Genomic DNA, 13,885 nt, shown 5'->3' on the forward strand with positions numbered 1-13,885 from the left:
CGGAAAGCGCCTGACTGCTGACGCGTGCGCCAGCCGGCGCATGCCGCATCGTGCCGCCTTGCGGCATCTCAGACGTATCGAGGAACAGCATCATGAGAACTTCTGGCTTTACGCGCGCCATCCTGGCCGCGTCGATCGGCTTTGCCATTATGAGCGCAGCTGCTCCGGCTCTCGCCGACATCAAGAACTACGAATTCCAGCTCGTGCAGCCGACGGTGCAGGCCGGTGCCGATCGCATCGTCACGGTGCGGCTGGTTAACAAGACCAGCGGAAAACCGGTCTCCGACGCCGTGATCTTCGCAACCCGGCTCGACATGGCGCCTGACGGCATGCAGGAAATGCTGACCAAGGTGATGGCCATGCCGGCCACCGAGCCCGGCACCTATCGCTTCAAGGCGACCTTCAGTATGGCGGGCCGCTGGCAGCTGTCGCTCGGCGCAAAAGTGCAGGGCGAGACCGGCACGGTCGACAACAAGCTCGTCATCACGGCCGACAAATGATCCGCCTGGTCAGGCTTGGCGCCGCCGCTGCGATCGCCGCAGCGGCAGGCGCCTCTTTCGTCGCACGTGGCGACCTGCCACGGTTGGCAGCCAACCTCGTTGCGTCTCCCATTCGCGCAGCCGATGCGGCGGCGCCGATCTATTTCCGCGATCCCGACGGCAAGCCGTTCTATTCGCTGATGCCGAAGACAACGACCGATGGCCGCAACTATCTGCCGGTGCCGCCCGGCGCCGATCTCTCTTTCGACAAGCCGGATGAACCTTCGGCCGCAGGCAACGCCACGGCCAATGTCAGTCGCAAGGTCAAATATTATCGCAACCCGATGGGGCTTCCCGACACTTCGCCGGTGCCGAAGAAGGATTCCATGGGGATGGACTATATCGCCGTCTACGAGGGCGAGGACAACGACGACGGCTCCGTGAAACTTTCGCCGGGCAAGATCCAGCGCACCGGCGCCAGATCCGAGCCGGTCGTGCGGCAAACCGTGCGATCGATCATCCGCGCGCCGGGCACGGTGCAGGAAGACGAACGGCGCATTTCGGTGGTCGCGTTGCGCTTCGAAGGCTTTGTCGAAAGCGTCGCCAACGTCACCACCGGCGAGCACGTCCACAAGGGACAGGTGCTCATGAACGTGTATAGCCCGGCGCTGTCGAGCGCCGCAGCCGAATATCTCTCCGCCTTCAATGCCGGCGCGACAGGGCAGGCGCTGAAAGGCGCGCGCCGGCGGCTGGAGAATCTTGCGACGCCGGAGCCGGCTATCAGGGAGCTGGAGCGCACCCGCGACATTTCCCTATCAGTCCCGTGGCTCGCGCCGCAGGACGGCGAAATTCTCGAACGCAATGCGGTCAACGGCATGCGGGCCGGGCCCGGCGACGTCCTGTTCCGGATCGCCGATCATCGGCTGGTGTGGGTGCTGCTCGACGTTGCCGAGCGCGACCTGGCGCAGGTCACGGTCGGAACCAAGGTGACGATCAGGCCCCGCGCACTCCGCGGTCAGAGTTTTGCCGGCACCGTGTCGCTGATCTATCCGCACCTCAACGCCCAGACCCGGACCGCGCGCATCCGGATCGAGGTGCCCAATCCCGACGAGCTGTTGCGGCCGGAGATGTATGTCGATGCGGAGATCGAGACCGGGACGAGCGAGCCGGTGCTCGCCGTCCGCGACAGCGCGGTGCTCGACAGCGGCACGCGTCAGGCCGTTCTGGTCGACAAGGGCGAGGGCCGGTTCGAGCCGCGCGAGGTCAAGCTCGGTCGGCATGGCGGCGGCTATGTCGAAGTCAAGGACGGTCTCGCCGAGGGTGACGCCGTCGTGACGTCGGCGAACTTCCTGATCGACGCCGAAAGCAACCTCAAGGCGGCGTTGAAGGGCTTTGCCGACGCCAACAGCGCGTCATCTTCTGAGCGTGCTGGCAGCATGGGGGCCAAGCCATGATCGCCCGCCTCATCGCCTGGTCGGCGCGCAATCTGCTGCTGGTGCTGTTTGGCACCGGCTTTGCGGCCGCCGCCGGCCTTTACGCGCTGCTGCATCTGCCGCTCGATGCGATCCCCGATCTCTCCGACACGCAGGTGATCGTCTACACCGAATATTCCGGCCAGGCGCCGCAGGTGATCGAGGATCAGGTCACCTATCCGCTGACCACGGCGATGCTGACCGTGCCGAAGTCGAGGGTCGTGCGCGGCTTCTCGTTCTTCGGCGTTTCCTTTGTCTATGTCATTTTCGAGGACGGCACCGACATCTACTGGGCGCGCTCGCGCGTGCTCGAATTCCTCAACGGCGCGACGTCGCGGCTGCCGGCCGGAGTGACGCCGACGATCGGCCCCGACGCCACCGGCGTCGGCTGGGTCTACCAATACGCCATCATGTCCAGGGAATTGAACCTGGCGGACACGCGGACGATCCAGGACTGGAATTTGAAGTTTGCACTCGCCAAGGCCGAAGGGGTGGCCGAAGTCGCGAGCGTCGGCGGCTTCGTCAAGCAATACAATGTCGTGCTCGATCCGCAGCGGATGCGCGATCTCGGCATCACCATGCCAAAGATGCGGGATGCGATCCGCGCCAGCAATGCCGATGTCGGCGGCCGCACCGTCGAACTCTCCGAGTTCGAATATGTGATCCGCGGCCGCGGTTATCTCAAGAGCATCAACGATCTCGGCAACGTCGTGTTGAAGACCGACAATGGCACGCCGGTGCTGCTGCGCGACGTCGCCCGTGTCGAGCTCGGTCCCGACGAACGGCGCGGTATCGCCGAATTGAACGGCGAGGGCGAGGTGGCCAGCGGCATCGTGCTGCAGCGCTTCGGCATGAACGCGCTCGATGTGATCGAGAGCGTCAAGAAGCGCTTTAAGGAGATCGCGACCAGCCTGCCCAAATCGGTCGAGATCGTGCCGGTCTATGACCGCTCGAATTTGATCAAGGCGGCAATCGACACGCTGCGGCGCACGTTGCTTGAAGAGAGCCTCGTGGTCGCACTGGTGTGCATCGTGTTCCTGCTGCACGTCCGCAGCGCGCTGGTCGCGATCCTGATGCTGCCGGTCGGCGTGCTGATGGCATTCGGTGCCATGAAGCTGCTCGGGATCGGCTCCAACATCATGAGCCTCGGCGGTATTGCGATCGCGATCGGCGCCATGATCGATGCCGCGATCGTGATGATCGAGAACGCGCACAAGCATCTGGAGCGGGCCGAGCCCGGCAAGCCGCGTGTTGCGGTCCTGATCGAGGCGGCCTCCGAGGTGGGGCCGGCGCTGTTCTTCAGCCTCTTGATCATCACGGTGTCGTTCATGCCGATCTTCACGCTGGAGCAGCAGGAGGGACGGCTGTTCAGCCCGCTCGCGTTCACCAAGACGTTCGCGATGGCAGCGGCAGCGCTGCTGTCGGTGACGCTGGTGCCGGCGCTGATGGTGATCTTCGTGCGCGGCAGGATCGTCCCCGAGCACAGGAATCCGATCAACCGCTTCCTGATCTGGATCTATCGTCCGGTGATCAAAGGCGTGCTGCGGGCCAAGACGCTGGTGATCGTGCTGGCGCTGGCCGTGCTCGCGGCCTCGGTCTGGCCGGCGCGGCAGCTTGGCACCGAGTTCATGCCCAATCTCGACGAGGGCACGCTGCTCTATATGCCGACGACGCTGCCCGGCATTTCCGTCACCAAGGCGGCCGAATTGATGCAGACCCAGGACCGGATCATCAGGACTTTTCCTGAGGTCGCCTCGGTCTACGGCAAGGCCGGCCGCGCCGCGACGGCGACCGATCCGGCGCCGCCGGAGATGTTCGAGACGGTGATCAATCTCAAGCCGAAGCAGGAATGGCGGGCCGGGGTGACGACCGACAGCCTGATCGCCGAGATGGACAGAGCCTTGCAGTTTCCCGGTGTCTCCAACGCCTGGACCATGCCGATCAAGGCGCGCATCGACATGCTCTCGACCGGCATCCGCACCCCGATCGGGGTCAAGGTGATCGGCACCGACCTGGTCGAGATCGATCGGCTGGCAAAGCAGATCGAGCAGGTGCTGAAGACGGTCCCCGGCACCTCGTCGGCCTATGCGGAGCGCGGCCTCGGCGGCTACTACCTCGAGATCACGCCCAACCGCGAGGCACTGTCGCGCTACGGCATCATGGTGCAGGACGTGCAGGACACGATTGCGTCGGCACTCGGCGGCCAGAGCGTGACCACGACGGTGGAAGGACGGCAGCGCTTTGTCGTTACCATGCGCTATCCCCGCGATCTCCGCGACAATCCGAAGGCGATCGCGAGCGAGGTGCTGGTGCCGATGCCGCGCGGCGGCGCGGTTCCGCTCGGCGAGGTCGCGGATGTGGCGTTCACGCGCGGGCCGACCTCGATCCGGACGGAGAACGGACAGCTCGCGACCTATCTCTATGTCGACATCCGCGACCGCGATCTCGGCGGCTATGTCACTGATGCGCAGCGCGCCGTGCAGGACAAGATCCGCTTTCCCGCCGGCACCTACGCGGTCTGGAGCGGGCAGTACGAATATCTCGAACGTGCCACCGCGCGCTTGAGGATCGTCGTGCCGGTGACGCTCGTGATCATCTTCCTCCTGCTCTACCTCAACTTCCGTTCGGTGACGGAGACTGTCATCGTCATGCTGTCGCTGCCGTTCGCGCTGGTCGGGGGGCTCTGGCTGATGTGGTGGCTCGGGTTCAATCTGTCGGTCGCGGTCGCCGTGGGATTCATCGCGCTCGCCGGCGTCGCCGCCGAAACCGGCGTCGTGATGCTGATCTACCTCAATCACGCGCTGGCGGATGTGCGCGCGCGACGTGAGGCCGAGGGACGCGCGATCGACCAGGCGGACCTCAACGGTGCCATCATGGAAGGCGCGGTCGAGCGCGTTCGCCCGAAGATGATGACGGTGGTGGCGATCATGGCGGGGCTGCTGCCGATCATGTGGAGCAGCGGCACCGGCTCGGAGATCATGCAGCGCATCGCCGTTCCGATGATCGGCGGCATGATCTCGTCGACCCTGCTGACGCTGATCGTGATCCCTGCGATCTTTGCCGTTGTGAAGGGAGTGGAGTTCCGGGCCGCCGAGCGGGAGAGGGGAATGGTACGGTCGTCCTTCGGAGAAGTCTGACCGCTTGAAAACCGTTCGGCGGTGATGCCCATTTCCAGGACGCTTGATCGTGAATTCTGCAGCCGGGTTAAGGGCCTATTCAGCCGTTCGGGGGAGTATTGCCGGGATTTCCTTGAGGGAATGCCCGCGTGCCCCACGCCGACGATCGACGCGATGCCTCACGAGTGCCGGTGCTGGACCTCTTGCGTCTGGCGGCCGTGGGCGCGGTCGTGCTCTATCACTACGGGTTCTGGGGACCGGCATCGCATGGCGTGCCGCAGGTGGCGATGCCCTGGCTTGCCGGCTTCGCGCAATACGGCTTCCTCGGCGTCCCCGTGTTCTTCATCATCAGCGGCTTCGTGATCGCCTATTCGGCGGAGGGGCGCACGCCGGCGGGTTTTGCGATCGCGCGGTTCAGCCGGATCTATCCGACCTTCGTCATCTGCATGACGCTGACCTTCGCGATCATTGTGCTGTTCGGCGGCACGCATTTCGACGCGACGATCCGGCAATGGCTGGCCAATCTGATCATCGCCGCGCCCGCGCTCGGTGAGCGCTATGTCGATACGTCGTACTGGTCGCTGGTGATCGAGGTGGTGTTCTACGGCTGGGTCGCGCTGTTGCTGGCGCTCGGGCTGTTTCCGCGGCGGATCGATGCCATCATCCTGGTGTGGCTTGCCATCACCTTTGCCAATGAGCTGACGATCGACGCGCCGATCCTGGAAAAACTCTTCATGGCCGATGACAGCGGCTTCTTCGCTGTCGGCCTCTTGCTCTATGAGCATTTTCGCGGGCGTCGCGATATCAGGCTCTACGCGCTGTTGCTGCTCGCGTCGGCCACCTCGGTGTTTCAGGCCGTGCACAAGCTGGAGCGCCTCGACGTGCACACCGGCGGGACGTTCGATCCGCGCATCGTCGCTGCGATCTGCGTGGTCTCGATTGTCGTGCTGTTCATCGCGACGCGGATCCGGCGGGTGCCGCTGCCGGCAAGCCTGGTGCTCGCCGCCGGCGGCATCACCTATCCGCTCTATCTGCTGCACATGCAGACCGGCTACGTGATCTTCGCGGCGATCGCGCCCACGCAGCACGCGGCCCTGCTCACGGGGGCGATCGTCGCGGCGGCGGTGCTGCTGGCCTGGGCGGTCTGGCGTTTCGTCGAACGTCCCGCGCATCGCTGGACCAGGGACACGCTGACCGCACTGGCCGCGAGACATGGCTGGCCGTCGTCGCTGAAGCCGGCCACAGGCGACGTCGCCCGGTCTATTTGACCAAGGTCGAAGTCCCCTGATGGAACGCCCGTCCGGCTCACGCGTTGGCAAATTCTTCGGACGGGAAAGACAACTCCATGAAGCTCAACGCGACACTGCTGGTGGCAGCCTTGATGGTCTCCGGGACGGTGCTGGCGCAGAGTTCCGGTCCGCAAGCGGGGGAGGCGGCCAACGTCACGACGACGGGGCAGGCCCAGAACGCCAACAAGAAGACCGGCGACAGCGGCCCGCCGATCGACCATGGCGCGCGGGCGCCGAAGCCGGAGGCGGGCACGGTCGGTGTCTCGAACGGGCCAAAGCCGAAGCCGCGCCGGGAGCATTTTCCGTAAAGCGCGCCGATTGGCGCGATCCCTTCGCTGCGCGCATCCCGCCACCCGCTTCCCGAACTTCTCCCTGTTCCCCAAATCGGCTAAAGCGCGATGAGATTGGGTCGAATCATCATCGCGCTTTAGGTCTTTGTTTGAGCATGATCTTTTCGGAAAACCGCTTCACACTTTTCCGGATCATGCTCTAGCCAAACGCGTCTTCACACTTTTCCGGATCATGCTCTAGCCAAACGCGTCGATGAGGCGCGGGCAGGCGATGGACGGGCAGGGGCGGTTGTTGGGGATGGACCGGCGGATGGCCGGCATCATGGTCGTGCTCGCCATCGGGCAACTGATCGCGTGGGGCACGCTCGGCCTGCCGGCGATCGTCGGCAACCAGCTCGCCGACGATTTCCATATCGACCTCGCATCGGTGTTCGCCGGCACGTCGGTGCTCTATGTCGTGATGGGGCTGTGCGCGCCGCTGCTGGCAACGCCGTTCCGGCGCGCCGGCGCGCGGCGGGTCATGATGACGGGCGTCGTGGTGGCGGCGGCGGGCTTCGTCGTGATGGCGTTCGCGCAGCACGCCATCGTCTATTTCATCGCCTGGGTGATCCTCGGGCTATCCGGCAGCGGGACGCTGACGACGGCTGCGCACATCATGCTCAACGAGGTTGCGGGCAAGAACGCCAAGGGCGCGATCGGCGGGCTGATGCTGGTGACGGGATTGTCCAGCAGCATCTTCTGGCCGACCACGGCGTTTATCGCGGCGCACGTCGGCTGGCGCGGCACCTGCCTGGTCAACGCAGGCCTGCTGGCGCTGATCTGCCTGCCGCTCTATGCGTTCGGCCTGCCGCGTCGCGGGACAATGGTGATCCCGGCTGCGGCGTCGGCGCCGCGGCCGAGCCCGCACCGGGCCGCCGATCGCAGCACGTTCCTGCTGCTGGTCGCGGCACTGGCGTCGAGCGCCTTCGTCTCGTTCGGCCTCAGTGCGGTGCTGGTGGAGCTGTTGAAGGCGCAGGGGCTGCCTGCGCCGCAGGCCGTCGCGTTCGGTGCGTCGCTCGGAATCGTGCAGGTGTCGGCGCGCGGCGTCGACTTCCTCGGCGGCGGACGCTGGGATAGCGTCACCACCGGCGTGGTGGCGAGCGCATTGATGCCGGCCGCGATGCTGGTCCTGATCTTCGGCCACGGCGCCTATTGGGCGATCGGGGCCTTCATCCTGCTGTACGGCCTCGGCAGCGGCGCGATGGCGGTGGCGCGCTCGACCATTCCGCTGGCGTTCTACGACCAGACGGCCTTCGCGAAGGCGATGTCGCAGATCGCGCTGCCGCTGAATCTGATCGCCGCGGCGTCGCCGCCGATGCTGGCGGCACTGTTGATCCGCGTCGGCAGCGATGCGCTGCTGGGGTTGACGATGCTGTGCTCGATCAGTTCGCTCGGGATGCTGGTGCTGCTCGGGCGACGGCGGGTAGTTTGAGCGCCGAATCGCAAAACAAAAACGGCGCCGTCGTTGCGACGGCGCCGTTTCTATTCGTTCAACGCGTGCTCGCTCAGTACACCAGCCCAGTGCCCGGCGGCTTCTCCAGTGCCGCGGCCAGCGAGCGATATTCCTCGCTGCCGGTGCCGGCGAGCTGCGCGATGCGGTTGAGGTGATACTGCGCCTGGTCGCGGTTGCCCTGTTCGACCTGCCACAGGCCGTAATACTGCCAGGTCTTGACGTGGTTCGGGTCGGCCTTCAGCGCGCGCTCGTACCAGATCTGCGAGACCTTGTAGTCGCCGAGCTTGCGATAGGAGTAGCCGATTAGATTGGCGACGGCGGCCATGTCGTCGTGGCCGAGCGCCTTCAGCTGGGTGATCGCACCGGAGTAATCGTGGCGGTCGTAGATCGCGGCATAGGCGGCGCGATAGCCGTCGGCGAACGCGGTCTGCGTGCTGTCGGGCCGGGTCACTTCCGATTTCTTCTTCTTGTCCTTGGGCGGCGGCGGCGGATCGTTGTCCGGCGCGGCATAGACCGTCGTGAAGACCGGCGCTGCGGCAAGCGTCAGCGACAGCATCGCAAGGGTCAAGAGCCTGATCGTGAATTTCTTCATGCGTCTCTCCAGTTGGAAGGCAGGCAAGCTAAATCAAAGCGGCACAGGGCGGGCAAAGCGCGGTCATGCCCTCGGCCCGTTCATCCTATACCGGGGCCCGCTGATTTGAACACCCGCGCTGCGGGAACATTCCCGGCTTGACCAGGGGATTCGCCGCGATCGATCGCGGCCGCGCCGCATGAACAAGATGTCATGCAGATGAACGCAAACCGCACGCGGGCTTCAGAACGGGTTCAGCGCCGCCTCCTTAAGTTCGGATGCATCGATCGACGAGGCCGACCACCCGGCCGGGGACCTCCGATCAGGAACCGAGGAGACAACCATGTTGAAGACGATTTCCGCAGCGCTCATCGCCGTGTCCATGATCGCCGCGCCCGCCTTCGCCGGTGAGGCCGTCAAGACCACGCCGAAAGCACCCGCGCCGGTCAGCAAGACCGCGCCCATCATCAAGAGCGAGCAGCTGCCGAGCAAGGTGCTGAACGCCAACGCCAGGATGGGCGGCCATCACCACAAGCACTATCGCCATCACCGTCACCACAAGCACATGGGCATGCTGAAGGTGAAGGCGCCGAAATTCGCGTCCCATCACGTCAAGCACGTGACGCCGAAGGTCGCGACCAAGCACATCGCGCAGCCGAAGCGCGGCTGAGACTGAGCCAAACGGGCGCGGCCCATCCACATTGCCCCCCGCACCCGTGTCCGTCTGGCTTAGAACCCGGCCCGTCCGCCATTGCTTCCCCAATGGCGGCGGGCCGGTGGCTTGTTCGGCCGAGTTTGTCGGCCTGCGATAACCTAGATGCGAATTCCCTTCCTGCGCCTGCCGGTCTAAGACACCGCAGGGGACCGTGAATGACAATTCGACGCAGGGGCATTTCAGGGATCGCAGCGCTGCTGCTGCCGATCGTGCTTGCTGGCTGTCTCAGCGATGGCGACGGCAGCAGCCCGACTTCCTACACCGCCGACCGCGGCGTGGCCGACCAGCCCTATCCGAACAACTATCGTCCGGAGATCCTGGCGTTCATGCACACCTACCTGAACAATCCGGTCGGCGTGCGCGAGGCTGGCATTGCCGATCCGGTCCAGCGCACCATCGGCGGGCGGCTGCGCTATGTGGCGTGCGTGCGCTACAGCGCCCGCGATTCCGACGGCAATTACCGCCCGGCGCGCGAGCGGGCGATCATGTTCGTCGACGGCCGGCTCGAGCGCGTGCTCGAGAACGCCAGCGAGCCCTGCGCCGGCGCGGCCTATGCCGCCTTTCCCGACCTGGAAAAGATGTCGCGGTAGGCCACCTCAAAGGTGAGCGGATCGTTATCACCATCCGATCACTTTTCAGGGAGCTTTGAACCGAACCTTTGCCACGGATGACTACATGTTCAGCCGGAATGCGGTCATTTAACCGACTGAAAAAGCTCGCCATGCGATGGAACAAAACGGCTTTGTGGCGCGGCTATCACAGTTCGGAAACATCGCCACCCGGCGTCGCCTCAAAGCAACCCAATTGAGGTCACGTTGTTTGGATTGATATCGCAGCGTCAGTAACGGGGATTGAAAATGAAGAAGTTTCTGCTCGGCACCGCCGCCTTGGCCGCCCTTGCGAGCCCAGCGTTTGCGGCGGACATGCCGGCCCGCACCTACACCAAGGCGCCGCCCTACACCGCACCGGCGGTGGTCTACAATTGGACCGGCTTCTACATCGGCGGCCATGTCGGTGGCGCCTTCACCGACGGCACCAACCTGATGGGCGCGGACACGCGCTTCCTCGGCGGCGTGCAGGGCGGCTTCGACTATCAGTTCGCGCCGAACTGGGTGATGGGTATCGAAGCCCAGTACTCCTGGCTCAGCGGCGGCAGCAGCAACACCGTGTTCCCGGCCGGTACGGTCGTGACCGGCAATTCGGACCAGCTCGGTTCGGTGACCGGCCGCTTGGGCTACACCTGGGGTCCGGCGCTGCTCTACGCCAAGGGCGGTTATGCCTGGCGCGACAACAACAATATCGGCGTCGCCGTCGCCGGCGTGCCGACGGCCTTCACCACCAGCGGCAACAACCAGAACGGCTACACGGTCGGCGCCGGCCTCGAATACATGTTCGCGCCGAACTGGTCGGCCAAGGCCGAGTACCAGTATTACAATTTCGGCAAGACGACGTTCACGGGCGGCCCGGCTGACATCGTCGGCGCGAGCCTCAAGAACGACGAACACACCGTCAAGCTGGGCGTCAACTATCGCTTCGGTTGGGGTGGCCCGACCGGCAGCCGGTACTGATCGCCTCGGAGCTGAATACGAAAGGCCGGCGTCTTCGCCGGCCTTTTTGTTTGGGCGCTGCCCTTTGCGCCGACACGCATGACAGTCTGTCGCAGCTGCAATGCAAAAATATTTTCCGCATTGCACGGAACCTTCACCGTTGATGCGCTATTATGCAGTCGCCGGGGCTGGTGGACAAACAAACATGCGTGCAATTGCGTTAGGGCTGATCGTCTCTGCGGTCACTGCGGCTTCAGTGCCGTGCGTCGCCCAGACCATCCTGAAGTCTGAACCTCTGATCCTGGCGCCCTATGAGATCGCCTTCGTGCAGGATTTCTCCTGCCCGACCGGAAAGGTGCTCAAGGTGACCGGCGCGATCCGGGGGCTGCACCGCCGGAAAGTCTGCGTGTCGCTCTCCGGCGAGCAGGCGTCGCTCGCGACCGCGTCGCCGTAAGGCCGCGACACCCCCATATCTGACCCGGTCCGCCAACCGCGCACCGGGGCGTGGAGTCTGCTCCCCCCAAAATCAAGAGCTCTGCCCAACGCCCTCGCTTGCCCGCGAGCGGATTGCGCTCGAGCATGATCCGGAAGAGCATGCAGCGGTTTTTGGAAAAGATCATGCTCAAACAAAGAGCTAGAGCGCGATGATCTCATCGCGCTTTAGTGCTGTGTCTGGGTGGCGATCAGCTCCGGCTCCGTCTGGGCCTCGCGTTCAGCCTCCGCCTTGTTGCGTGCGGGGTCCTCGTGCGGCTCGAGCTGGCACGGCCGGATCTCATATTCATTGTCGAGCACCGGGCGGGGCGTGGCCTTTTCCTCCTCCGAGATGGCGTCGACGACGAGGCCGCTCTTGCGGGCGATCATCCACACGTCGGCCTCGGTCGGGTAGGCCTTGCTGATCCGGGCGTCGTGGCTGAAGAGGGCGTAGGGCATCGGTCGGTTTCCTGCGAGAGAGCGGATAACGCCAAGCCCCGGGAACTGGTTTCCGGCGGCCGGGGCTGTCCGTCGTTCACGGAACCGTGAGCAACCCGTTGAAAATGTGAGTCATTTCGGACCCATTTACGGGGTGCCCTGAGTCTTTAACGAGAGGTGAATCCCCGAAAAAAGAATCCTCGGGACTCCCGAGGTAGAATCGCCGGATGCTCCAGCCCATGAGAGCGATCCTGCCAACCCCGAACGAACGCGTGCAGTTCACGCTGACGGTTGCGCTGCTCGCGGCCTGCGCCGCGAATGTCGCGCTGGTCTGGGCGTGGCTCTAGCCCTGTCGTCTCGGGCCGATTGACGGCCCGCTCATTCTCTTCATCATTGCCGCCAACAACGAGCGCGCCGATCAACGGGGCGCAGGTGCATGGGATGGTGCCGATGATCGAGTCGCTGCAGGAACGGGTCAACGCCGACGCTGCGCTATTGCGGCGCGGGCGCTATCTCACCACGACGGTGCTGCTCGAGGTCGGCGCAACGGCGTGGCTGATCGCGATCCATCAGGGGCGGATCAGCGCGGTGACGAAGGGTCCGTTCGTGATGCCGTCCTCGTCGCTCGCGCTGCGCGCGCCGGCGGAGGAGTGGGCAAAATTCTGGAGCAAACGGCCGCCGCCGGGTGCCAACGACCTGATGGCGCTGATCAAGCGTCGCGTGCTGAGGGTCGATGGCGACCTGCAAATCTTCATGGCCAATCTGCGCTACTTCAAGGACGTGCTCGCCAAGCTGCGCGCGGTGGAAGGAGCCGCCGCATGAGCGCAAGATTCGAGCCGATCATCGGCCGCTACATGCAGCTCGATCTCTTTGGCCGTCCGCACCGGATCTATGTCGAGGAAGCAGGCCGGGGCACGCCGCTGTTTTGCCTGCACACCGCCGGCAGCGACGGGCGGCAATATCGCGCGCTGATGAACGATCCGCGCATCACGCGCCATCACCGCGTCATCGCCTTCGACATGCCCTGGCACGGCAAATCGTCGCCGCCGGCGGGCTGGCACGACGAGGAGTATCAGCTGACCTCCGCGCACTACACGGCGATGATCCTCGAGGTGATGCGCGCGCTCGAGCTCGACCGCCCGATCCTGATCGGCTGCTCGATCGGCGGCCGCATCGCGCTGCATCTGGCGCTGGAGCATCCGGAGGCGTTTCGCGCCATCATCGGCCTGCAGGCCGGCGCGCATGTCGATCCCTATTACGATCTGAATTTCCTGCATCGCGCCGACGTCCATGGCGGCGAGGTCTGCGGCGCTATCGTCTCCGGCCTGGTCGGCCCCGATGCGCCCGACAAGGAGAAGTGGGAGACGCTCTGGCACTACATGCAGGGCGGTCCCGGCGTGTTCAAGGGCGATCTGTATTTCTACAAGATCGACGGCGACATCCGCACCCGCGTTGCCGAGATCGACACGCGGCGCTGTCCGCTGTTCCTGCTGTCCGGCGAATACGATTATTCCTGCACGCCGGAGGAGACGCTGGCGGTGGCGAACAGCATTCCCGGCTGCGAGGCCACCATCATGAAGGGCCTCGGGCACTTTCCGATGAGCGAGAATCCGGATGAGTTTCTAAAACACCTGCTGCCGGTGCTGGAGAAGATCGACGGACGTTGAGACGCGAAACGGCGGCGCGAGACGCGACCGTGCCGCGCGTCGTGACTCAAGCGAAGAACGTCGACGGCTGGGCAGGGACCCCTTGTCGTTTCAGGGGGGCTGGCTAATCTCCGCCTGTTCATTAGTGGAGATTGGAATGACGCCCCTGAGATCAATCGGCATCGCTGCCGCGCTGTTGCTGTTTGCTGAAGCCGCATCCGCCCAAACCGTACTGCCGAGTGAACCGCCGCCTGGCGCGCTTGAGCCGGGGCAGGTGGTCTACGTGTCCTGTGGTCCAGGCAAGGCACGCAAGGTCACGGGTGGCAGTAACATGACGGGTGTTGGCGGCATCGTAGGGC

Annotated in this window: 14 protein-coding genes; 12 read left to right on the top strand and 2 right to left on the bottom strand. The window is 64.7% G+C overall.

From position 1 onward, the window contains the following. Window positions 1-92: 92 nt before the first annotated feature. The 6 genes from JQ604_RS14400 (at window position 93) to JQ604_RS14425 (ending at window position 8,117) form a co-directional block, all read left to right on the top strand. Window positions 93-500: a FixH family protein gene (locus tag JQ604_RS14400; protein ID WP_212358077.1), complete on the top strand. Its 408-nt coding sequence runs from the start codon at window positions 93-95 to the stop codon at window positions 498-500. Beyond that, the gene (locus JQ604_RS14405) at window positions 497-1,933 is read left to right on the top strand and encodes an efflux RND transporter periplasmic adaptor subunit (RefSeq protein ID WP_212358078.1); all 1,437 of its coding nucleotides are present in this window, start codon (window positions 497-499) and stop codon (window positions 1,931-1,933) included. Before JQ604_RS14400 ends, JQ604_RS14405 begins: the two co-directional genes overlap by 4 nt. Further along, window positions 1,930-5,088 (top strand): efflux RND transporter permease subunit, encoded by a 3,159-nt coding sequence (locus tag JQ604_RS14410; protein ID WP_212358079.1) that lies wholly within the window; start codon window positions 1,930-1,932, stop codon window positions 5,086-5,088. Before JQ604_RS14405 ends, JQ604_RS14410 begins: the two co-directional genes overlap by 4 nt. Window positions 5,089-5,216: 128 nt before the next feature. Next, window positions 5,217-6,335 (top strand): acyltransferase family protein, encoded by a 1,119-nt coding sequence (locus tag JQ604_RS14415; RefSeq protein WP_349631101.1) that lies wholly within the window; start codon window positions 5,217-5,219, stop codon window positions 6,333-6,335. 77 nt (window positions 6,336-6,412) lie between these two features. Further along, the gene (locus JQ604_RS14420) at window positions 6,413-6,664 is read left to right on the top strand and encodes a hypothetical protein (protein ID WP_212358080.1); all 252 of its coding nucleotides are present in this window, start codon (window positions 6,413-6,415) and stop codon (window positions 6,662-6,664) included. Window positions 6,665-6,956: 292 nt separating this feature from the next. After that, entirely contained in the window at window positions 6,957-8,117 is a 1,161-nt protein-coding gene (locus tag JQ604_RS14425; protein ID WP_349631102.1) for an MFS transporter, read from the top strand. A gap of 73 nt (window positions 8,118-8,190) precedes the next feature. On the opposite strand, the gene JQ604_RS14430 is transcribed toward JQ604_RS14425, so the two are convergent. Next, on the bottom strand, window positions 8,191-8,730 hold the full coding sequence (locus JQ604_RS14430) for a tetratricopeptide repeat protein (protein ID WP_212358082.1): 540 nt from the start codon (window positions 8,728-8,730) through the stop codon (window positions 8,191-8,193). Window positions 8,731-9,052: 322 nt separating this feature from the next. Between JQ604_RS14430 and JQ604_RS14435 the strand changes: the two genes are divergently transcribed. From JQ604_RS14435 to JQ604_RS14450, 4 genes are all read left to right on the top strand, one after another. After that, window positions 9,053-9,379 (top strand): His-rich protein BRANT, encoded by a 327-nt coding sequence (locus JQ604_RS14435; protein ID WP_212358083.1) that lies wholly within the window; start codon window positions 9,053-9,055, stop codon window positions 9,377-9,379. 200 nt (window positions 9,380-9,579) lie between these two features. Next, window positions 9,580-10,014 carry a hypothetical protein gene (locus JQ604_RS14440; protein ID WP_212358084.1) on the top strand — a complete coding sequence of 145 codons (435 nt, stop codon included), beginning with the start codon at window positions 9,580-9,582 and terminating at the stop codon, window positions 10,012-10,014. Between the two features lie 267 nt (window positions 10,015-10,281). Continuing rightward, window positions 10,282-10,992 carry an outer membrane protein gene (locus tag JQ604_RS14445; protein WP_212358085.1) on the top strand — a complete coding sequence of 237 codons (711 nt, stop codon included), beginning with the start codon at window positions 10,282-10,284 and terminating at the stop codon, window positions 10,990-10,992. A 184-nt stretch (window positions 10,993-11,176) separates the two neighbouring features. Further along, complete coding sequence (locus JQ604_RS14450; RefSeq protein ID WP_212358086.1) at window positions 11,177-11,425, top strand: DUF6719 family protein; 249 nt, start codon at window positions 11,177-11,179, stop codon at window positions 11,423-11,425. A 206-nt stretch (window positions 11,426-11,631) separates the two neighbouring features. On the opposite strand, the gene JQ604_RS14455 is transcribed toward JQ604_RS14450, so the two are convergent. Next, complete coding sequence (locus JQ604_RS14455) at window positions 11,632-11,901, bottom strand: hypothetical protein (RefSeq protein WP_212358087.1); 270 nt, start codon at window positions 11,899-11,901, stop codon at window positions 11,632-11,634. Window positions 11,902-12,330: 429 nt separating this feature from the next. On the opposite strand from JQ604_RS14455, the gene JQ604_RS14460 reads away from it, so the two are divergent. Together JQ604_RS14460 and JQ604_RS14465 are read left to right on the top strand one after the other, a co-directional pair. Further along, window positions 12,331-12,702: a hypothetical protein gene (locus JQ604_RS14460; protein WP_212358088.1), complete on the top strand. Its 372-nt coding sequence runs from the start codon at window positions 12,331-12,333 to the stop codon at window positions 12,700-12,702. Beyond that, window positions 12,699-13,547: an alpha/beta fold hydrolase gene (locus JQ604_RS14465; protein ID WP_212358089.1), complete on the top strand. Its 849-nt coding sequence runs from the start codon at window positions 12,699-12,701 to the stop codon at window positions 13,545-13,547. The genes JQ604_RS14460 and JQ604_RS14465 overlap by 4 nt, the downstream gene beginning before the upstream one ends. The last annotated feature ends 338 nt before the right edge of the window (window positions 13,548-13,885 follow it).

This window comes from Bradyrhizobium jicamae (assembly GCF_018130695.1).
GTDB classification, from domain to species: domain Bacteria; phylum Pseudomonadota; class Alphaproteobacteria; order Rhizobiales; family Xanthobacteraceae; genus Bradyrhizobium; species Bradyrhizobium jicamae_B.